The sequence below is a fragment of the Nocardioides sp. Soil774 genome, assembly GCF_001428125.1.
GTDB lineage: Bacteria > Actinomycetota > Actinomycetes > Propionibacteriales > Nocardioidaceae > Nocardioides.
In genome coordinates this window covers 296,111-314,677 of sequence record NZ_LMSM01000001.1, presented here as the reverse complement: position 1 = coordinate 314,677, position 18,567 = coordinate 296,111, and the positions used below count along the sequence as shown (strand labels likewise).

Below are 18,567 nucleotides of genomic sequence, written 5' to 3'. Positions count from 1 at the left end.
GCCTCAGGACAGGTCGGCGAGCCCCGGCGAGAAGTGCCACAGCGGGTGGCGCTCGCGCAGGGTGTCGAGGTGCGAGTCCCAGTCGGCGTCGCCCAGCACGGCCGGCGGGACGAGCGTGATCTCACCGCCCCGTGCGACGAAGCCCCACGAGAAGCCCAGCATCGGCCGCGCCTCCAGCCCGTTGCCCACGTCGTCGGGGACGCAGAGGAAGCTGTGGGCCATCCAGTCCATGTCGACGCGCGGCGAGCGCGACGGCGCGTCGAACAGCGTGGGGTTGAGCCCGAGCCAGCAGTAGGGGAGCGCCTGGTCGCCCAGGAAGGCGAGCGGGTCCATCTCGAACCGCTCCCCGCCGCTCTCGTTGTCGTCGGAGCGCACCAGCTGCACCCAGCCCATCAGGGAGTCGTAGCCGCGGAAGGGCCGCTCGACCGTGGCCGTGCAGATCGGGTAGTCGACGGTGTCGGGCTGGCACCCGACCGACGCCGGGTCGGTGTTGCGGCGGTAGTCGACGCGCACCAGGCCGGGGACGGCGTTGAGGACGAAGGGGAGCTCCATGTGCGGACGCTATCGCTGGTCGCGGCCCGGGGTCAGTGCTTCACGGCGCGCGGTTGCCCCGCGCGTCCTCCTGCTCGAGGAGGGCATCGAGGTCCTTGAGCCGGTCGAGGCCGTTGACCGCGCGTGCCATGCGGTGGTTGCCCGCGAAGGTCTCGCGGTGCCGGTCGAGGAACCACCAGTAGCCGGCGGTGAAGGGGCAGGCGTCGTCACCGACGCGCACCTTGGGGTCGAAGCGGCACGAGCCGCAGTGGTCGGACATCGTGTTGATGTAGGCGCCGCCCGACGTGTAGGGCTTGGTCGCCATCACCCCGCCGTCGGCGTGCTGCGACATGCCCACGATGTTGGGCACCATCACCCAGTCGTAGCCGTTGACGAAGGCCCGGTGGAACCAGTCGGTCACCTGCGTCGGCGCCCAGCCGCGCTGGAGGGCGTACGAGCCCAGCACCATCAGCCGCGGGATGTGGTGCACCCAGCCGTGCTCGGCGACGCGGTCGAGGGTGTGCGACAGGCACCGCGCATCGGTGGCGTCGGCGTCGAGCTCGGCGAACCACTGCGGCAGCCGCTCGGTGGCGCGCAACGCGTTCTCGCGGCGGTAGCCCTCGCCCTGGTGCCAGTAGAGGTGCCAGACGTAGTCGCGCCAGCCGATGACCTGGCGGACGAAGCCCTCGACGCTGGCGATGGGCGCTGCACCGCTGCGGTACGCCGCTTCCGCGCGCTCGACGACCTCGAGAGGGTCGAGCAGGCCGAGGTTGAGAGGCGCGCTGATCAGGCTGTGGGCCATCCAGTCGTCGCCCTCGAGGATCGCGTCCTCGTGGCGGCCGAACTCCGGCAGCCGGTGCTCGACGAAGACCTCGAGGGCGGCCAGCGCCTCGCGCCGGGTCGCGGCGAAGCGGCGCGGGCCGTCGCGCCCGATCGTCTCGATGCCCTCCTCACGCTCCCAGCGGTCGAGGTCGTCGCGCACCTCGGCGTCGATGTCGTCCTCGGTGGGCCACCACGGGTCGGTGACGCCGAGCGACGTCGCGCCCTTCGGGGGTGGCTCGCGGTTGTCGTGGTCGAAGTTCCACCTCCCGCCGGCGGGCTCGCCGCCGTCGAGCAGCACGCCGTGGGCCAGCCGCGCGCGGCGGTAGAAGTCCTCCATGAGCAGGCGCTTGGGGCCGCGGCCCTCGGCCCAGCGCTCGAAGTCGTCGCGGGCCGTGGCGAACCCCCGCGCCGGGAGCACGGTGGCGCCGAGGCGCTCGACCAGCCCGAGGGCGGCGTACGACGTGGGGTGCAGCACCTCGACGTCGTCGACCTCGCCCACGACCTCGGCGTAGGTCTCGGCGCGGACGTAGGTGAGCCGCTCGAGCTCGGCCGCACGGTGCCGCATCGCGCTCAGCACGAGGTGCGCCTTGGCGCGGTGGAACCGGCGGCGGCGGAAGACGCCGAGGGACTCGACCATCAGCAGCGGGCCGCGGTGGTCGTCGACGAAGTGCGGGCCCAGCTGGTCGCCGAAGAGCCAGCGGGTGGTCATGCCGGCCAGCCTAGGCAGGCGGGCCTCAGGCCCGCTCGACCTCGCTCTGGAGCTTGAGGACCGTGGTGCCGTCCTCCTGCTCGATGACGTAGGCCGGGTCGTCGTCGGAGCCCTTGCGGGTCACCTTCTCTCCCTTGGTCGTGCGGGAGACCTCCTCGTGGTGCACCTCCTTGACCGTGCCCTCGGCCCACGAGGAGCCCCACTTCCACTTCACGTCGGTGCCGGTGCGGATCGCCATGGACCCACCGTGCCACCGCGGGCCAAGGGATCGGCCGGCCTTCAGGAGCGGACGTGCATCCGCTTGGAGCGGATCCGCGGGTCACCGTGCTGAAGGCCCGACGACGCGCCTGAGCGCGGCCTCCTGCGTGGGCCGGGTGGGCATGATGGGCGCATGAGCTCCCGGGACCTGCCCCTCGCGCGGCCCGCCCGCCAGTGGTGGACGGTGCTCCCGTTCCTGGTGGCGGTCACCGTCGTCGCGGGTGTCGGCGGGCTCGCGGCGTCGTCGGCCCAGGCGACCTATCGCGCCCTCGAGCTGCCGGCTTTCGCCCCGCCGCCGTGGCTCTTCGGCCCGGTCTGGTCGGTGCTCTACCTCTTCATCGCGGTCGCCGGGTGGCTGCTGTGGCGCGCCCGTGGCTGGGACGGCGTGCTGTGGCTGTGGGCCGCGCAGCTCGTGCTCAACCTCGCGTGGACGCCGCTGTTCTTCTCCGCCGACCGTTACGTCCTGGCGCTCGTCGACATCGTCGCCCTCGACGTGCTCGTCGCCGCGCTCGTCGTCCTCGCGTGGCGCACGTCCCGCACCGCGGCCTGGCTGCTCGTGCCCTACCTGGCGTGGACGTGCTTCGCCACGGCGCTCAACGCAGGGATCGTCGTGCTCAACTGAGCGCTGTCCACAGATGTCTGCGCGGGGCTGTCGCCGCGGCGTCGGGGTCGCGACGATCGAGCCCATGATCATCTCGGGAGACCTCGCCCTCGACCGCGCCGCACACCAGGCCGCGTCGTCCACCCTGTCCGCCCGGCTGGCCGAGCTCGACGAGCGCCGGCGCACCGCCGAGGCCTGCGTCGACGCGCTGCTCTCGTCGTGGCGCGGCGACGCCGCCACCCACTTCGCGTCGCGCTGGGCGGAGTGGGACGGTGCGGCGTGCGACGTCGTCGACGCCCTGTCGGCGCTGCTCGGCGCGGTGGACCTCGCTCGTCGCGACCTCCTCGACACCGATGCGACGGCCGAGGTGCACTCCGCCGACCTGGCGGGCCGGCTCGGATGACGGCCTTCGACGTCGACCTCGACGAGCTGCGCGCCGCAGTGCAGGAGCTCGCCTCGTGCCAGCGCGGCCTGATCGCGTTGGCCGCCGACATCGACGCGGCGCAGGCGCGGCTCGGGGCTGACTGGCGCGGGCTCGCAGCCACTGGCGAGGCCAGTGCGTACGACGTCTGGCGCACCGGCTGCGCCGAGATGGTCACCGCCCTGGCGGCGCTGCGCGCCGTCGCCGCGACCGCGGACGAGCACTACTCGCGCGCCGCCGGGGCCAATGTCGAGCGGTGGAAGTCCGTCAGCGGCTGAGAACCCTGCCGCGCGGGGCCCACGGGCGGGTCGCCCTCATGCGTGGCGCGGCCTGAGCTCGACGACGTTGGGCGGCAGCGGACTCCTGCGCGCCTGGCTCGGAAGGAGGCACGCCTCGCTCGTCGCGGGCGTGGTGCCGCACGGGCTCAGCACCGATCGCGAGGACACCAGGTTGTCGGTCACCTCCACCAGGATCGCCCCCGCGTGGAGCCGGACCACGACCACGCCGCTCAGCACGTGGTCGAAGGTGAAGCCGTCGAGCCGCGGGTGTCCTGCGCCGACCGCCCCGGGTCGCAGCAGGTGGTCGACGATGAACTCGAGCGTCTCCACCAACCATCGTTCCTCGCCGATCTCCGGGTCCCACCACAGGCAGCACCCGTCCTCGCAGGCGTCCCAGGCCGAGCGGGCGAACGGCACCTCCGCGCGCCCGCGACCCGTCGGCGTGCCCCTCAGGGTCCGCCCCGAATCCACGAGCTCGGCGAGGAAGTCGAGCTCGTCCTCGTTGAGCGGCGGATGCACCTGCAGGCAGCCGATGAAGTCGGGATCGTGGTGCACGGGGACCTCCGCGTGTGGGCATCGTGGGACGTGGGATCACCTCCCCGCCCCCGACGTCCCGAAACGACCGTCGGCTGCGGCTGTGGATGACGGTCGTTCTACGTCCGCCTGGCGAACTCGACCTTGTTGTCGGCGTGGACGGTCATGGCGTAGCGGGAGTCGTGGGCCAAGCGGTGGTGACGAGGGCAGAGGAGCCGGCCGTTGGCCAGGTCGGTGAACCCGCCGCGGGACCACGGGTCGTCGTGGTGGGCATGACAGCCAGACGCGGAGGTCTCGCAGCCGCGGGCGGTGCAGCCGCCGTCACGCAGACCGAGGGCGATGCGCTGCGCGCGGGTGAACAACCGCGCTGCCCGGCCGAGGTCGATGGGCTGCGACTTCGAGTCCAGCACGACCGGGATGATGGCTGCCTCGCACGCCAGCCGGCGGGCCTGGCCCGCGGTCATCCGGGTGCCGTCGTCCAGCAGCGCGGTCGCGTGCTCACCCAACAACTGCTCCAACGTCATGGTGACCACGATCGTGGCGTTCACCCCCGCGGTCTGCGGGGACGCCGTCACCGGGTAGCGCTCGACGTACTCCACCAGCGCCTCCCCCATCCGACGCCGCAACGGCGTCCACCCGCCAGCCTCGTCACGCAGCTCGGCCTCGGTGTGCCGCGCCGGGTTCGCCAGCGCTTGGAGGTGCCGTTTCAGCATCTTCCCGACGTGGGACGGCACCGTGAACGTGCCATGGCAGCGGCCCTCGCCGTCGTCGGACATCGCGAAGTCCACGCCCGCGTCGGCCCGCGACTCCTCCTCCCGCAGCACCGACTCCTCGTGGCACTCCCCCACCTCCGGAGCAACCGTGTCCAGGATCCGCTTCCCGATCTGCCGCAGCTCCCGCGCGTCGTGCTGCGCGGCGAGCCCGACCAGCACCGACTCCGCCCGCTCCCGCGTCTGGGCGTCCACTCGCGCCGGGAGCGCGTCGACCGCCTCCACGATCACGCGGGCCTGCTCGGTGCGCAGCCCGCCGGAGGTGAGTGCGTGCGCGACGCCCGGGCGCTGCTCCAGCGCCCGCCCCAGCGCCAGGTCACGCCGCGCCGCCGCGCGGGTCGTGCGGGTCTCGACCGCCAGCCACGCCGCCGCGTCCCGCAGACCCTGCACCTCCCCCACCTCGTCAGAGGCGGCCAGCAGCCGCACACTCAGCGCGTCGAGCTGCGAACGCGCCTCGTTCAACGCGACCAGCGCGGACCGCTTCTCCGCGAGCGTCATGAACGCCGGCTCCACCGACGCGGCACCCTTCAGCGCGGCACGGACGTCGGCCGCACACTCGACGATCGGATGCACTCGATCCACGGGGGCCACCTCCTCGCACGCGCTCACTGGACACCGCCCAGGATCCGGGGCGAGAACGGTGAGGCATGACTGATGGCACCCATTGCCGGGTCGTCACCGGTGAGCCGCAAGGCATCCCGCCAGCACCACGACGGGTTCTATGGGTGACTGTCCTGACCCCGGGATCCCCGTCACCTCAGACGTGGGACCCGTTCCGGATCAGCGTGCTCACGCCATCGTACACGTGTTCGGATACGTTGACAAGAAGCGTGAGGACGGGTTCCACGCTCCTCGCGACCTCGCCACCCACGAGGCCCTGACTGTCTAGGTGAAGTAAAGGACTCGTCCCGGTTGTCTCTAGACCTCCTCAATCGGCGCATGGCACGCCCGACGCGCGGGCAGGGGACATGAGTGATCCCCATCGGCAGCTTCGACCACGACCGGGTCGCGCATGCCGCGGCCTCGGCCCACCGTGACGCGCGCATGAGCGACGTCGAAGCGTCACGACGTGAGGCCGAGGTCGTCCTCGAGCGCCTGCTGGCGCGGTGGCAGCGCGAGCAGCGCACCGCGGCCGCGTCGGCGTACCTGTGGGACGAGGGCGTGCGCGACGCGATCGACGCGCTGTCGGAGGTCGGGGCAGCGATCGGGCGGCTCCACCACGGGCCGCGGCTGGTCCGCCCGCGCACGCCCGCCTGATCCCGGCGGATCTCACCTGATCCGACCCGAGCGCCACCACCACCCGGCGATACTCGTCCCGTGCCCCGCCGCCGGACCTCGACCACCTTCTCGGTCGTCGTCACCGCTGCGCTGCTGGCAGCGGTCGTGCTGCTGCACCCGTCGGCGCAGATGGAGACCGTCCGAGGGTTGATCGGCCTCGGGCGCGAGCGGCTGCTGCCCGCCCCGGCGATCGAGGCGCGCGGTGGGGCGTACGCCTTCGCGGCGACGCAGCCGGGCTCGGACGAGCCGGTCGCGTGGGACCCGTGCTCGCCGGTGTCCTACGCCGTCAACCCGGCCGAGATGCCCGCGGGAGCCCGGCCGCTCGTCGACCGCGCGATCGCGCGCATCTCCGCGGCGACCGGGCTGGTCTTCGAGGACGACGGCGACACCGACCGTCGCCCCTTCACCGGCAGCCTCGTGCCGTTGGGCGGCGGGCGCCCGGTGGTCATCGGGTGGGGCGACGAGACGGAGTTCCCCGAGCTCGCCGGGTCGGTCGCCGGGCTCGGCGGTGCTGCACCCGAGGAGGGTGCGCGGGGTCGCCGCTACTACGTGACGGGCGGCATCGCGCTCGACACGGCCGCCCTCACCGACGCGGCCGTCGCGCAGCAGCCGCGGGTCGTCGAGGCGATCGTGGTGCACGAGCTGGCCCACGTGGTCGGGCTCGCCCACGTGCCGGAGCCGATGGAGCTGATGTTCGCCGACAACACCGGTCAGGTGGAGCTGGGGCCGGGCGACCGCGAGGGCCTGGCGCGCCTCGGCGCCGTGCCCTGCGGCTGAGCCTGCGAACTGAGGCGCCGCGCCACGCTCACTCGGCCACGGCGAGGTAGCGCACCGTCACGGTGAACCGAGCCACATCGATGGAGTCGGTGCCCGTGGTCTCGAACCACCAGATGACGCCCGGAGGCACCCATTCCTCGAACTGGGTGACAAAGGCGTCGTGGCCATAGGGCTCATCCACCCATGCGGTCTCGGCGCCGGTGGAGCCAGTCGCCTGCACGGGCGGCGGGCCGAGGTAGTCGTCGCGGTCCTCCGCCAGCGACACGGTGCCGAGGTCGTCTCCGCCGGCCACCGTCGGCCGGCCGGTGAAGGCGACCTTGGCCGACGCCACGCCGCGCGCCGAGGCCTCCGGGACCGGCAGGTGGTTCTGGCCCAGTGCGTGGCTGTCGGTCGGGTCGGCCGAGCACTCCCGCGACCGATAGGTGAGGCCACCGTCGAAGATGGCGCTGGGCACGATCTCGCCGCACGGGCGATACTGCGGTGCGCCGCAGTCGTTGCCTCCGCCAAAACGGCAGAGGTCGACATTGCTCACGCTGGGCAGGACGTCGATCGCCTTCTCCTGCCAGGTCAGCCGCTCGCGGGAGACCCACAGCCGCAGCGCAGGCGTACGACCGGCGTTGCCCACGCGGTCGACACCTCGGGCGACAGCGCGGTAGCGGCCCGCCGGGAGGGGCTTGCCGTGGCTGCGCGCGGTCCAGTCGTGGGTGAACGACGCCTCGGACGGGTGCTCCACCCGCCGCAGGACGACACGGCCGCTGGGGTCGGAGATGGTGAGCACCACGCGGCGCATGTTGCGCTCGTGCGAGACCGTGAGGGGGACCGCGTCACGCAGCTGCGTGGTGCGGGGATAGACGGCGGCAGGGGATCCCTCGGGCAGCCCGAACAGGGGCGCGTGCAGCGCGAGGTCGACGCCCAGGTCGACGACGATCCGGTCTCGACCGTCGAGCCAGCGGCTGTCGGTCGCGTGCACCCGTACGTCGTAGGTGCCGTCCGGGGCCTTCCTGCCGCGGTCGTCGCGACCGTCCCAGGCCCACGTGTGGCTCCCCTTCGACACCCGCCCGAGCCGGACGGTCCGCACCGCCTTGTCGTCAGGCCGGCGGATGGTCAGGTCGACGCCGTCCGACCAGTGGGGAACGGTGAAGCGGATGACGCCGATGTCCGAGTCCCCGTCGCCGTTGGGCGAGAACGCCTGTGCTGCCACCGTGGCCTGCGGGCGCGGGCCGGCGGCCTGCCCGGGCCCGGTCGCTCCGTGGGCTGACGCGCCGCCAGCACCGGACCACGTGACGACCAGCACCAGTCCCGCGAGGACTCCAACAGCTCGACGTGACACGCCGTCCTCCCCGTCTCGGGTGTGAACCTGGTGTCATCCTGCTCGTCGTGGCGGGCCTGCGCAGAGGGCCGAAAGTCCCCCGCTCAGGCGCAGCCGTCCCGCCGGGTGCCGCTCAGAGGTGGTGCAGCTTGGCGAACGGCGGGGTGACCCGGATCGCCTGCGAGCCGAAGTCGACGGTCACGGCGTGGCTGTCGATCCGGATGACCTTGCCGAGGCCGTAGACGTCGTGGCTGACGCGGTCGTCGACCTCGAAGACCTTGACCTCTGCCTCTGGCGCCTGCTTGAACGGGCTGCTGGCGAGGTGCTTGGGTCGGGAGCCGCTCGAGGAGGTCATAAGACTCAAGTATGCCTCGCTACGCGTGGTTCCGCGGCATTGCAGCAGCGATCGTCCCGGGTCGCTCCACCTCGGCGTACACCCCGAGCACGGGCTCGCCGGCCGCGTTGGTGGGCCGGGAGCGTGCCAACGCCTGGAGCAGCCGGAGGTCGCGCACGCCCGTCTCCGGGTGGTGGTCGACCACAGCGCAGCGCGGCACGGTGGCCCCGATCCGCAGCGTGGCGTCGCCGACGGCGACCTCGGCGCCGAGCCAGGTGTCCTCGACGTAGGGCTCGTCGGTCTCGACCACGAGCGTGGCGCGGAGGCGCGCCGCCTCGACCGGCCGGCCCACCGCCTCGGCCAGGTCACGCAGGGAGGCGGTGCCGACGACGGTGACCGGCGCGGCGAACACCACCCCGCCGCGCGGCGCGGCAGCCAGGCGTACGTCGTGGCCCAGGAAGCGCGAGGCGAGCGCGGAGTGCGGCCCGTCGGTCAGCGCGAGCCCGACCGGGCGACCCCAGTAGTCGCAGGTCAGCGTCTCGCCGGTCAGCTCGGGAACGCCGCCGGCGCGGTCGCCGTCGGGCAGGGTCAGCTCGAGCGCGCCTCCGGTCGCGGCGGCGACGACGGCGATCAGCGACGGGTGCTGGACCGTGCGCAGCACGCGCCGCGCCGCGACGTCGACGAAGCACCACGACCGGTCGCCGACCGGGCCCCGCTCGTCGAGCTCCAGCCGCTCGAGCGGCAGGTGCCGCGTGCCCTTGACGGGCGAGAAGCCGACGCTGTGGACGGTGAGGTCGAGCACGGCCTCAGTGTCGCAGCAGCCCCGTGACGTACGCCGCCTGGCCGAGGTGCTGCAGGCAGTCACCCTGGATGCTGATGAGCCGTTGGCCCGCGGTGACGGGCGGGTCCCACCGCTGGTCGACCTCCCGCTCGAGCTCGGCCTCGTCGACGCCGAGGAGGTAGCGCGCGGTCGCGAGCGTCACCTCGTGGTGGTACTCCCCGAGGAGGCTCGGGTCCTCGATGCGCAGCGCGTCGACCTGCTGGCTGGTGTGGCCGTAGCCGATGTCGTCGGTGCCGTTGGGCAGGCCGAAGCGCTCCTGAAAGGTCTCCCAGACCTGCGGCTGGTCGGCGAGGTCGGCGACGTGGTCGTCCTGCACCCGCGCCAGGTGCCAGAGCAGCCACCCGATCGGGTTGCCGGTGCCGCCCGGCCGGTGGTGCAGGGTCTCGTCGTCGAGGTCGCCCGCGAGGTCGGCGTAGAGCTCGGTGATGCGGCCGAAGCCCTCGGTCAGCAGTCCGCGCACGTCCATCGGATCACTCCGCCGGCGTCGCGGACCTGACCTGCGGCGTGCTCGACTGCTCGTCCTTCATGTCGTCGATCTCGGCGAGGATCCGGGCGCGCTCGTCGTCGTCGAGCCGCACCTTCGCCTGGGCCAGGCCCTCGTCGAGCTGCTGGGCGATGGTGCCGCCCTCGGCGCTGTACTGCCAGGAGCTCACGTCCTCGACCACTCGCTGGGCTGCCTCGGTCGCTGCCTGCTGCGCTTCGTCAGTCATGCCCCCACGGTTGCCAAGGGTCTGCGGGCACACAAGGCCCATCGGGGTGGGGCCGTTCGGCCCGACCGCGGCCCGGCATCCGGTCCTACCGTCGAGGCATGGTCCTCAAGCGGCGGCCGGACGCGCACCACGTCGGCGACGTCCCGGCGCTGCGCCGGATCATCCCCTTCGTCATGCCCACCCGCACCGAGTCCCTGGTCTACTTCCAGCAGCGCATCGAGGTCGACGAGCTCCTCGCCTGGCTCGAGGCGACCAACGCCGGGCGGCCGCGGTCCGAGCGGCTCAGCCTGTTCCACGTCTTCCTCACCGCCATCGCCCGCACCGTCCGGCTGCGACCGGAGACCAACCGCTTCGTCGCCGGGCGCCGGACCTACGAGCACGACGAGATCAGCATCTCCTTCGTCGTGCGCCAGGGCATGGCGGAGGACGCCGAGGAGTCCGAGGCGCGGGTGGTGCTCACCGGCACGGAGACCGTGGACGACGTACGCCGCCTCGTCGACGTCGTCGTGCGCCGCGAGCGTGCGGGCGTGGAGGAGGGCGGCGACGACCGGCTGGTGCACTTCTTCGCGTCGTGGCCGCGCCCGGTGCTCAACGGAGTGGCGCGCTCGGTGCGCTGGCTGGACTACCACAACCTGCTCCCCGGTCGGCTCGTCGAGTCGATCCCGCTCTACACCAGCGTCTACGTCGTGCACGCGGGCTCGATCGGGATCGACCCGCCGCTGCACCACCTCTACGAGCTCGGCACGGCGAGCGCGTTCGTCGCGATCGGCCGGGTCGCGCCGCGGCCCGTGGTGGACGCGTCCGGCGCGGTCGTCGCACGGCGGTGCGTCGACGTCGCCTACACCCTCGACGAGCGCGCGACCGACGGCTTCTACTTCGCGAAGACCGCCGAGGTCATCCGCCGCCTGGTGTCCGAGCCCGACCTGCTCGCGGACCCGACGGTCACCGTGGAGCAGGTCGTCCCGGTCTGGCCGCCACGTCCATGACCTCGTTGCTCCTGCGCCGCGCCCCGGGGCTGCGCGGCGCGGCCGTCGAGCTCGCCGTCGTCGGCGTCGCGCTGGCCGCGAACCTCGTCGCCCGGTGGCTCACCCTCGACGACCTCGGCGTCGCGGTCTCCCACGCCCACTCCCTGCTCGTGCTCCAGCAGCGCCTCGGCCTGGACTGGGAGCACGCCGCGCAGGCCGGCATCGAGGGGGTGCCGTGGCTGGGCACGTTCGCGTCGTGGTTCTACGTCTGGGGCTACCTGCCGGTCCTCGCCGTCGCGCTCGTCGGGCTCTTCGTCCGGCATCCCGGCGACTACGCGTTCCTGCGCAACGCCCTGCTCGTCGGCGGCATCGTGGGCCTGCCGGTCTACGTCCTGTGGCCGCTCGCCCCGCCCCGCCTCACCGACCTCGGCTACACCGACACCGTCGGCGCCACGCTCGTCGACGGACTGGCCCGCCCGGTCGGCGTCGCCAACGAGATCGGCGCGATGCCGAGCTTCCACGTCGGCTACCTCGTGGTGGTCTCGGCCGTGGTGTGGCGCCTGTCCCGGTCCCCGCTGGTGCGCGCCTGGTGCGTGCTGCACCCGCTCGTCATGTGCTGGGTCGTGCTCGCGACCGGCAACCACTGGGTGCTGGACCTGCCCGCCGACGCCGCGCTCGCCGTGACCGGGCTGGCCGTCGCCCGCTGGGTCAGGTCACCGGTCGCCGCCTTCCCGGCGAGCCGGGACGTACGGCCCTACGACCCGCTCCCCCACCGACCTAGCGTCGGACGGTGGAGAGGAGGTCACGATGGCTGACCGAGGAGGTGGCGCCGCGGGCAACGCGCTCTACGGCGTGGGCATGTTCGGCGCATGGGTCTACTTCTGGATGCAGGCCGACGGCTTCTGGCAGCACGTGCTCGCGTTCCTCGAGGGGATCGTCTGGCCGGCCTTCGCGGTCTACCACGGGCTGCAGGCGCTCGGCGCCTGAGTCCTCGACGGGTCGCATGCCGCCGGGGTGTCGGGGTACGGCGGGAGCCAGGCAACGACCACTCCACCGAAGGCGGTTACGAGCGATGAAGGCAGTCACCTGGCAGGGCGTCCACGACATGCAGGTCAGCGAGGTCCCGGACCCGCGGATCGAGGAGCCGACGGACGCGATCATCAAGGTCACCTCGACCGGCCTGTGCGGCTCCGACCTCCACCTCTACGAGACGCTCGCGCCGTTCATGGAGGCCGGTGACGTCGTCGGTCACGAGCCGATGGGCATCGTGCAGGAGGTCGGCGCGGGCATCAGCAACCTCGAGGTCGGCGACCGCGTCGTCATCCCGTTCAACGTCTGCTGCGGCTCCTGCTTCATGTGCTCCGAGGGCCTGCACAGCCAGTGCGAGACCACGCAGAACCACGAGCACGGCACCGGCGCGAGCTTCTTCGGCTACAGCAAGCTCTACGGCCAGGTCCCCGGCGGCCAGGCTGAATACCTCCGCGTCCCGTTCGCCGACTTCATGGCGATGAAGGTGCCTCACGAGCACGCCGACGACCGGTTCCTGTTCCTCTCCGACGTCCTTCCGACCGCGTGGCAGGCCCTGCAGTACGCCGCCGTGCCCGACGGCGGCACGCTCCTCGTGCTGGGTGCCGGCCCGATCGGTGACATGGCGGCGCGCATGGGCGTACGCGCCGGGCACCGGGTCATCTCGGTCGACCGGGTGCCCGAGCGGCTCGCCCGCGTCCAGGCGTTCGGCGCCGAGGCGTTGAACCTCGACGACGCCGAGGAGGTCGGCGGCGTGGGCGACGTGGTCCGCGAGGCCACCCAGGGCCGCGGTCCGCACGCAGTCATCGACGCGGTCGGCATGGAGGCCCACGGCTCCCCCGTCGCGTCCGTCGTGCAGAAGTTCGCCGGCATGCTCCCCGACGCGATCAGCGAGCCGATGATGAAGAACGCCGGGCTCGACCGGCTGGCCGCGCTGCACACCGCCATCGACGCCGTACGCCGTGGCGGCACGATCTCGATCGCCGGCGTCTACGGCGGCTCGGCCGACCCGATGCCGATGATGCAGCTCTTCGACAAGCAGGTGCAGCTGCGGATGGGCCAGGCCAACGTCCGCAGGTGGACCGACGACCTGCTGCCTCTGCTCCTCGACGACGACCCGTTCGGCGTCGACGCCTTCGCCACCCACCACCTCCCGCTCGCCGAGGCGCCCGACGCCTACGAGCACTTCCAGAAGAAGGAGGAGGGCATGGTGAAGGTGGTCTTCCAGCCCTGACCCCCGACCACAGAGAGGCACGACGATGTCAGTGACGACCTTCCAGGACCTCCCCCTCGCCGACCGCGACCACGACTGGGACGGCGACGCCGCCGAGAAGCGTGTGCGTGAGTGGGCGGGCGCGGAGGACGGGCCCAACGAGAAGTACCGCGACGCCCACATCTGGTACGACGCGGAGAAGAAGGACAACTTCACCGCCTACAAGCTGCTCATCGCCGACGTCGTCGACGGCCGGCTGCGCGCGGTGCCCCGCGGGGTGATGGCGGCCGCCAACGTGATGTCGGGCGGGCGCGGCGGCGTCGACCTGCCGGACAAGGACGTCGCCCGCGTGAAGAGCCACCTCGCGAAGTACTACGAGAAGATGGGCGACGAGGCGCCCTGGGAGCGCGACTGAGCGTCGCTACGCTCGCTGCATGACCTCCCCCGTCGCCCTCGTCACCGGTGCTTCCTCCGGCATCGGCGAGGCCACCGCCCGCGCACTGCTCGCCAAGGGCTTCACGGTGTACGCCGTCGCCCGCCGCGTCGAGAAGATGACCGCACTGGCCGACATCGGCGTGACGACGTACGCGATGGACGTGACCGATGACGCCTCGATGGTGGCCGGCGTCGGGCGGATCGTCTCGGAGCAGGGGCGGATCGACGTCCTGGTCAACAACGCCGGCTACGGGTCGTACGGCGCCGTCGAGGACGTGCCGATCGACGAGGCGCGGCGTCAGTTCGAGGTCAACGTCTTCGGCCTGGCCCGCCTCGTCCAGCTCGTCGCGCCCCACATGCGGGCGCAGAAGTCGGGCCGGATCATCAACATCTCCTCCATCGGCGGGAAGTTCTACGAGCCCTTCGGCGCGTGGTACCACGCGACCAAGTTCGCCGTGGAGGGCTTCAGCGACAGCCTGCGGATGGAGCTGCGGCCCTTCGGGATCAAGGTCGTGCTGATCGAGCCCGGCCCGATCCGCACCGAGTGGAACGAGATCGCCCGCGACTCGCTGCTCGAGCGCTCCGGCGACGGCGCGTACGCCGAGTGGGCGCGCAAGGCGCACGGCGTCATGGAGCGCTTCGACGAGCCCTCGCGCGCCTCCACGCCCGAGGAGGTCGCGGACAAGATCGTCAAGGCCGCCACCGTCTCCCGCCCGGCCGCGCGCTACCCGGTCGGACGCGGCGCCCGGATGATCACCACGTCACGCGACCTGCTGCCGGACCGGGTGTTCGACGAGGTGGTCAGCCGGACCTACGGGACGCGGTGACGGGGGTCGCGCCTCACTCCTCTGACGGGAGGACGGCGAGCGACGACGCGCGGGCCAGACGCGCGTCGACCGTGAGGACCCGCGTGCCGAGCTGGTGGGCGAGCTCGACGTAGAACGCGTCAGCCATCCGCAGGCTCGACGCCCGCTTCCACGCACCGGAGACGAGGGGCGGCAGGTCGTGCCGCTCGAGCGGCGCTCGCGTGAAGGCGGCCAGCGCCTCGCCCGCCGCCGACTCGTCGAGGATCCTGGCCCGTTGCAGGCGCGCCAGCGCCGAGGCGACCTCGACATCGACGTGGGCCGGTGCGTGCAGCCGCTGCCCGGCGAGAGCGGCAGCGCTCGCGGCCGCCGTGGTGCCGCCGATGACCAGGTCGACGAGCACCGAGGCGTCGACGACCCAGCCGTCAGTCATCGGCACCGAAGTCGGCGCGCACCTCGTCGAGCGCATCCAGGACGACCTCGAGCGGCACCGGCTCCGGGCGCGGGATGGGCAGCGACGACAGCCAGCCGTCGGTCTTCCCGCTCGCCAGGGCGGTGACGAGCGCCTGCTGCGTCAGGGCCGACACGTTGAGCCCCGCCTCGCGGCTGCGTGCCGCGAGGTCGTCGGGGACGTACACGTTGAGCCGCGCCATACACACAATGTACACACTCGCGGCATCAGGCCGCTGCTCGAGACCAGTCGGCGAAGTCGAGGAGCAGCGCACGCGCTGGGTCGTGCACCAGCGCCGCCCACCGCGCCCAGATGTCATGCTGACGCTCGCGCACGAGCATCCGTCGCGCATCGGCCCGCGCATCCGGCTGCAGGACTGCTGCCGCGAGGTGGGAGGCCTCGGACTCATCCAGCACGCCGTCGGCGGCGCGCCGCAGGATGCGGAACGCGGCCCTCGAGATCTCGTCGCGGCCCGTGCGCAGCTGGGCGGTGACGCGGTCGAGGTCGGCCGGCCGCGTGCCCAGGCGCAGCAGGTCGATGGCGAGCACGTCGGTGACCAGCTCGTGGTCCTCGCGCATGAAGGTGCGCTCCGCGATCGTGCCCTCGTCGAGCGCGGCCTTCACCTGCTTCCACGGTTCCGCCGCGCGGGCCACGTCCCGGGCGAGGCTCTCGGGCACGACGACCGGCGGCGTGTCGAACATCAGCAGGCCGTCGACTCCACTCGGCACCAGGCGACCGAGCACCCAGGCCCCGACGCCCGCGCTCGCTGCGGCTCCCAGGTCGAGCACCTCGACGTCGGCGTCGGCAGCGACGTCGCGGACGCGCACCCGGCCGCCCGGACGACTCTCGGCCAGCTGGTAGCCGCCGATGCGCGTCCCCACCCACGACCGCGCCAGAGCGGCGTGCTCGGCCAGACGACCCGTGGCGAGCTCGTCCACGAACCGTTCGAGACCACCGAGCTCGTGGACGAAGAGCTGGTGGAAGACCCACGACTCCGAGGCCACCCCGGCGAACACCCTGATCGGGTCCCCGCCGTCGGCGTGGCAGTCGGCGAGCTGGTCCTCGTGGAAGGCCTCGACGGCGTACTTCAGCGCGAGCCGCTGCATCGTGCCCGTCTCGGTCTTGGGCTCCTCGCAGCGAGTCGTCTGGTAGGCGATCCAGCGCGCCCAGACCCAGTCCGGCAGCTCGTCGTCGAGCGAGGCGAGCTGCGTCAGCATGAGGTTGTGGCGGCTCCGCTTCTTGAACGCCGGCACCGACGCGTGCAGCTCGAGCGCGCGAGCGGCATCGCCCGACCGCTCGGCAGCGAGGGACTGGTCGACGACGTCGAGGTGGGCGGCGGTCATCCTGTCGGCGACGCGCGGCAGCCGGCGAAAGCCGGGAGTGGGGTTCCGAGACATACCGCCAGCCAACGCCTGGTCGAGGAGCCGTCACAAGACGCTCAGCGCGATCTGTGGACGACCGGCTGACCTGTGGAGAGACGTTCGCCACGGACCTCCGCGGAGGGCAGGCTCATGGGTCCATGGAGCTTCGGTCGGCAGAGCGTCTGGATGATGTTCATCGTCGACGCCCGTCCGCTGCCCCAGCTGACCGAGATCACGGACGCCGCCGGCCCGCCCGACGCCGAGCTGCTCGACGGTCTCGCCCGCAACCTCCATGCGCTCGACCTCGAGGTGGCGCCGGGCCTGCACGTCGCGTTCCTCAGGTCACGGCCCGGCAAGAGCACCATCACCGCCACCGACCGCGCGTGGGCCAAGAGCCTCTATGCCGCGGCCCGCCGCGCCGGCGTGCCGTGCGAGGTGGTGCACCTCGCCACCCGAGGCGACATCCGGCCCGTCCCGGCCGACGTCGTCGGCATCCGGTAGGCGGTCACTACGCTCGCGACATGACCGCGCCCGACGCCCTGACCTCACTCGTCGAGCACGTGGCGTCCCTCCTCGAGCGCGCCGACCGGGCCGTGCTCGGCATCACCGGCCCACCGGGCTCGGGCAAGTCCACGCTCGCCTCTGCGTTGCTCTCGGCCCTCGGCCCCCGGGCCGCCCACCTGCCGATGGACGGCTTCCACCTCGCCGACGTCCAGCTCGACCTGCTCGGCCTCCGCGACCGCAAGGGAGCGCCGGAGACCTTCGACGTCGACGGCTACGTCGCCACGCTCAGTCGGCTGCGCGACGAGCCCGACCGCACGCTCTACGCCCCCGGCTTCGAGCGTGACCTCGAGCAGCCCATCGCGGCGGCGATCGCGATCCCGCCCTCGGCCCGGCTCATCGTCACGGAAGGCAACTACTTGCTGCTGCCCGACCGCGGCTGGGAGCGCGTACGCCCCCTGCTGGCGGAGGTGTGGTTCGTCGAGGTGGCCGACGACGTACGTCGTGAGCGTCTGGTGCGACGCCACGAGGAGTTCGGCAAGTCGCCCGAGGCCGCGCGGGCGTGGGTGGAGCGCGTTGACGAGCCCAACGCCCGGCTGGTCGCGGCGACCCGGGACCGGGCCGACCTGGTGGTCCCGGCTCCGGTCCAGACCGATCCGGCGCCCCTGTCACCGGACGCCCCACGAGCGTAGATTCGAACGTTGCCCTCCCACCCCCCGATCAGCGAGAGGTGGGTGACCACACCGAGGAGGCGCAGCGTGTTCATCCAGATCATCCAAGGAAAGTGCACGCGCCAGCAGGAGCTCCACGAGCACCTGGACACCTGGCGCAACGAGCTCGGGTCCGGCGCGCCGGGCTGGCTCGGAGGGACCTACGGGTTCACCGACGACGACACGTTCGTGGGCGTCGTCCGATTCGACTCGCGGGAGTCGGCGATGGCCAACTCCGGCAGGCCCGAGCAGGACGCCTGGGCCTCGCGGCTCATGGAGCTCTTCGACGGACCCGTCGAGTTCCACGACTGCGACGACGTCACCCTCATGATGGACGGCGGGTCCGACAGCGCCGGGTTCGTCCAGGTCATCCGGGGCAAGGTCGACGACGTCGAGCGGATCAGGTCGATGATGACCGCCGACACCGACACCCTGCATCGGATGCGGCCCGAGATCATCGGCGGCACCCTCGCCATCGAGCCCGACGGCACCTTCACCGAGACCGTCGCCTTCACCAGCGAGGACGCGGCGCGGCACGGCGAGCACGTCGAACCGCCGCCCGAGGTGCGGTCCGAGCTGGAGTACGCCATGGCAGGCGCGCAGTTCTACGACCTGCACCACCCCTGGTTCGAGTCGCGCTGATCCAGCGTCGATCGCGCCGGGGTGCTTCGGGAGCCCCGGCGCACTGACGTACGCCGCGGGTTCTCGGCTGAAGCGTTCAGCTGTTTGAACGCACACCCGGAGCGTGCGCGCAGCAGCGTTCAGACCGTTGAACGTCGAACCGCCTGTTCCCGCCCGGGGACCACTCCTAGCGTCCTTGGCGGGCGACCTCGACGGCCGCCCTTCATGGGTGCGTCGAAGGGGATTCAGATGTTCGGTGGGGACGCGGTGTCGCAGGTGAGGACCACGGCTGGGCCTGGGGGGTGGGC

General features: G+C 72.4%; 27 protein-coding genes. 14 read left to right on the top strand and 13 right to left on the bottom strand.

Annotated features, from left to right (window positions below; translation table 11 throughout):
* Positions 1–3: 3 nt before the first annotated feature.
* The 3 genes from ASG76_RS01590 to ASG76_RS01580 are packed head-to-tail and all read right to left on the bottom strand — an operon-like array spanning position 4 to position 2,300.
* Complete coding sequence (locus tag ASG76_RS01590) at positions 4–552, bottom strand: hypothetical protein (RefSeq protein WP_056599026.1); 549 nt, start codon at positions 550–552, stop codon at positions 4–6.
* A gap of 40 nt (positions 553–592) precedes the next feature.
* Positions 593–2,062 (bottom strand): cryptochrome/photolyase family protein, encoded by a 1,470-nt coding sequence (locus tag ASG76_RS01585; protein ID WP_056599023.1) that lies wholly within the window; start codon positions 2,060–2,062, stop codon positions 593–595.
* 25 nt (positions 2,063–2,087) lie between these two features.
* Positions 2,088–2,300, bottom strand: a complete 213-nt coding sequence (locus ASG76_RS01580; protein WP_056599020.1) for a DUF2945 domain-containing protein — start codon at positions 2,298–2,300, stop codon at positions 2,088–2,090.
* Positions 2,301–2,453: 153 nt separating this feature from the next.
* Here ASG76_RS01580 and ASG76_RS01575 point away from each other — a divergent pair, with 153 nt between their 5' ends.
* The 3 genes from ASG76_RS01575 to ASG76_RS01565 all read left to right on the top strand — a co-directional run bounded on the left by ASG76_RS01575 (position 2,454) and on the right by ASG76_RS01565 (position 3,620).
* Positions 2,454–2,942, top strand: coding sequence for a TspO/MBR family protein (locus ASG76_RS01575; RefSeq protein ID WP_056599017.1), 489 nt, complete (start codon positions 2,454–2,456; stop codon positions 2,940–2,942).
* Between the two features lie 64 nt (positions 2,943–3,006).
* On the top strand, positions 3,007–3,324 hold the full coding sequence (locus ASG76_RS01570; protein WP_056599014.1) for a WXG100 family type VII secretion target: 318 nt from the start codon (positions 3,007–3,009) through the stop codon (positions 3,322–3,324).
* Complete coding sequence (locus tag ASG76_RS01565) at positions 3,321–3,620, top strand: WXG100 family type VII secretion target (protein WP_056599011.1); 300 nt, start codon at positions 3,321–3,323, stop codon at positions 3,618–3,620. Before ASG76_RS01570 ends, ASG76_RS01565 begins: the two co-directional genes overlap by 4 nt.
* A 36-nt stretch (positions 3,621–3,656) precedes the next feature.
* Here the strand turns inward: ASG76_RS01565 and ASG76_RS01560 are convergent, their stop codons facing one another.
* Positions 3,657–4,175 carry a hypothetical protein gene (locus ASG76_RS01560; protein WP_056599008.1) on the bottom strand — a complete coding sequence of 173 codons (519 nt, stop codon included), beginning with the start codon at positions 4,173–4,175 and terminating at the stop codon, positions 3,657–3,659.
* A gap of 98 nt (positions 4,176–4,273) precedes the next feature.
* The gene (locus ASG76_RS01555; protein ID WP_157558882.1) at positions 4,274–5,506 is read right to left on the bottom strand and encodes an HNH endonuclease signature motif containing protein; all 1,233 of its coding nucleotides are present in this window, start codon (positions 5,504–5,506) and stop codon (positions 4,274–4,276) included.
* A 390-nt stretch (positions 5,507–5,896) separates the two neighbouring features.
* Here ASG76_RS01555 and ASG76_RS01550 point away from each other — a divergent pair, with 390 nt between their 5' ends.
* The gene (locus ASG76_RS01550) at positions 5,897–6,181 is read left to right on the top strand and encodes a hypothetical protein (RefSeq protein ID WP_056599002.1); all 285 of its coding nucleotides are present in this window, start codon (positions 5,897–5,899) and stop codon (positions 6,179–6,181) included.
* A 60-nt stretch (positions 6,182–6,241) separates the two neighbouring features.
* Complete coding sequence (locus ASG76_RS01545; protein ID WP_056598999.1) at positions 6,242–6,979, top strand: hypothetical protein; 738 nt, start codon at positions 6,242–6,244, stop codon at positions 6,977–6,979.
* 28 nt (positions 6,980–7,007) lie between these two features.
* On the opposite strand, the gene ASG76_RS01540 is transcribed toward ASG76_RS01545, so the two are convergent.
* The 5 genes from ASG76_RS01540 to ASG76_RS18930 form a co-directional block, all read right to left on the bottom strand.
* Positions 7,008–8,309: a FlgD immunoglobulin-like domain containing protein gene (locus ASG76_RS01540; RefSeq protein ID WP_082587160.1), complete on the bottom strand. Its 1,302-nt coding sequence runs from the start codon at positions 8,307–8,309 to the stop codon at positions 7,008–7,010.
* A 112-nt stretch (positions 8,310–8,421) separates the two neighbouring features.
* Positions 8,422–8,643 carry a hypothetical protein gene (locus tag ASG76_RS01535; RefSeq protein ID WP_056598993.1) on the bottom strand — a complete coding sequence of 74 codons (222 nt, stop codon included), beginning with the start codon at positions 8,641–8,643 and terminating at the stop codon, positions 8,422–8,424.
* 19 nt (positions 8,644–8,662) lie between these two features.
* Positions 8,663–9,424, bottom strand: a complete 762-nt coding sequence (locus ASG76_RS01530; protein ID WP_056598990.1) for an MOSC domain-containing protein — start codon at positions 9,422–9,424, stop codon at positions 8,663–8,665.
* 4 nt (positions 9,425–9,428) lie between these two features.
* The gene (locus tag ASG76_RS01525) at positions 9,429–9,929 is read right to left on the bottom strand and encodes a mycothiol transferase (RefSeq protein ID WP_056598987.1); all 501 of its coding nucleotides are present in this window, start codon (positions 9,927–9,929) and stop codon (positions 9,429–9,431) included.
* 4 nt (positions 9,930–9,933) lie between these two features.
* Complete coding sequence (locus tag ASG76_RS18930; RefSeq protein ID WP_157558881.1) at positions 9,934–10,173, bottom strand: hypothetical protein; 240 nt, start codon at positions 10,171–10,173, stop codon at positions 9,934–9,936.
* A 98-nt stretch (positions 10,174–10,271) separates the two neighbouring features.
* On the opposite strand from ASG76_RS18930, the gene ASG76_RS18925 reads away from it, so the two are divergent.
* From ASG76_RS18925 to ASG76_RS01490, 6 genes are all read left to right on the top strand, one after another.
* Positions 10,272–11,159: a 2-oxo acid dehydrogenase subunit E2 gene (locus tag ASG76_RS18925; RefSeq protein WP_056598981.1), complete on the top strand. Its 888-nt coding sequence runs from the start codon at positions 10,272–10,274 to the stop codon at positions 11,157–11,159.
* A complete protein-coding gene (locus ASG76_RS18920) occupies positions 11,156–11,953 on the top strand; it encodes a phosphatase PAP2 family protein (protein ID WP_056598978.1) in 798 nt (265 codons plus the stop codon). Before ASG76_RS18925 ends, ASG76_RS18920 begins: the two co-directional genes overlap by 4 nt.
* The gene (locus ASG76_RS01505; protein ID WP_056598974.1) at positions 11,946–12,125 is read left to right on the top strand and encodes a hypothetical protein; all 180 of its coding nucleotides are present in this window, start codon (positions 11,946–11,948) and stop codon (positions 12,123–12,125) included. The genes ASG76_RS18920 and ASG76_RS01505 overlap by 8 nt, the downstream gene beginning before the upstream one ends.
* A gap of 85 nt (positions 12,126–12,210) precedes the next feature.
* Entirely contained in the window at positions 12,211–13,398 is a 1,188-nt protein-coding gene (locus tag ASG76_RS01500; protein WP_056598971.1) for an alcohol dehydrogenase catalytic domain-containing protein, read from the top strand.
* A gap of 25 nt (positions 13,399–13,423) precedes the next feature.
* Entirely contained in the window at positions 13,424–13,792 is a 369-nt protein-coding gene (locus ASG76_RS01495; protein ID WP_056598967.1) for a hypothetical protein, read from the top strand.
* Between the two features lie 19 nt (positions 13,793–13,811).
* Positions 13,812–14,639, top strand: a complete 828-nt coding sequence (locus ASG76_RS01490; RefSeq protein WP_056598964.1) for an oxidoreductase — start codon at positions 13,812–13,814, stop codon at positions 14,637–14,639.
* Between the two features lie 13 nt (positions 14,640–14,652).
* On the opposite strand, the gene ASG76_RS01485 is transcribed toward ASG76_RS01490, so the two are convergent.
* Genes ASG76_RS01485 through ASG76_RS01475 form a run of 3 tightly spaced genes read right to left on the bottom strand, consistent with a single transcriptional unit; the run spans position 14,653 to position 16,463 of the window.
* Positions 14,653–15,048, bottom strand: coding sequence for a type II toxin-antitoxin system VapC family toxin (locus ASG76_RS01485; protein ID WP_056598961.1), 396 nt, complete (start codon positions 15,046–15,048; stop codon positions 14,653–14,655).
* Positions 15,041–15,268 carry a type II toxin-antitoxin system CcdA family antitoxin gene (locus ASG76_RS01480; protein ID WP_056598958.1) on the bottom strand — a complete coding sequence of 76 codons (228 nt, stop codon included), beginning with the start codon at positions 15,266–15,268 and terminating at the stop codon, positions 15,041–15,043. The genes ASG76_RS01485 and ASG76_RS01480 overlap by 8 nt, the downstream gene beginning before the upstream one ends.
* 25 nt (positions 15,269–15,293) lie before the next feature.
* On the bottom strand, positions 15,294–16,463 hold the full coding sequence (locus ASG76_RS01475) for a hypothetical protein (RefSeq protein WP_157558879.1): 1,170 nt from the start codon (positions 16,461–16,463) through the stop codon (positions 15,294–15,296).
* 114 nt (positions 16,464–16,577) lie between these two features.
* Between ASG76_RS01475 and ASG76_RS01470 the strand changes: the two genes are divergently transcribed.
* From ASG76_RS01470 to ASG76_RS01460, 3 genes are all read left to right on the top strand, one after another.
* On the top strand, positions 16,578–16,928 hold the full coding sequence (locus ASG76_RS01470; protein ID WP_157558878.1) for a hypothetical protein: 351 nt from the start codon (positions 16,578–16,580) through the stop codon (positions 16,926–16,928).
* Positions 16,929–16,948: 20 nt separating this feature from the next.
* The gene (locus tag ASG76_RS01465) at positions 16,949–17,620 is read left to right on the top strand and encodes a nucleoside/nucleotide kinase family protein (protein WP_082587159.1); all 672 of its coding nucleotides are present in this window, start codon (positions 16,949–16,951) and stop codon (positions 17,618–17,620) included.
* A 66-nt stretch (positions 17,621–17,686) separates the two neighbouring features.
* Complete coding sequence (locus ASG76_RS01460; protein ID WP_056598948.1) at positions 17,687–18,280, top strand: hypothetical protein; 594 nt, start codon at positions 17,687–17,689, stop codon at positions 18,278–18,280.
* Positions 18,281–18,567: the final 287 nt, after the last annotated feature.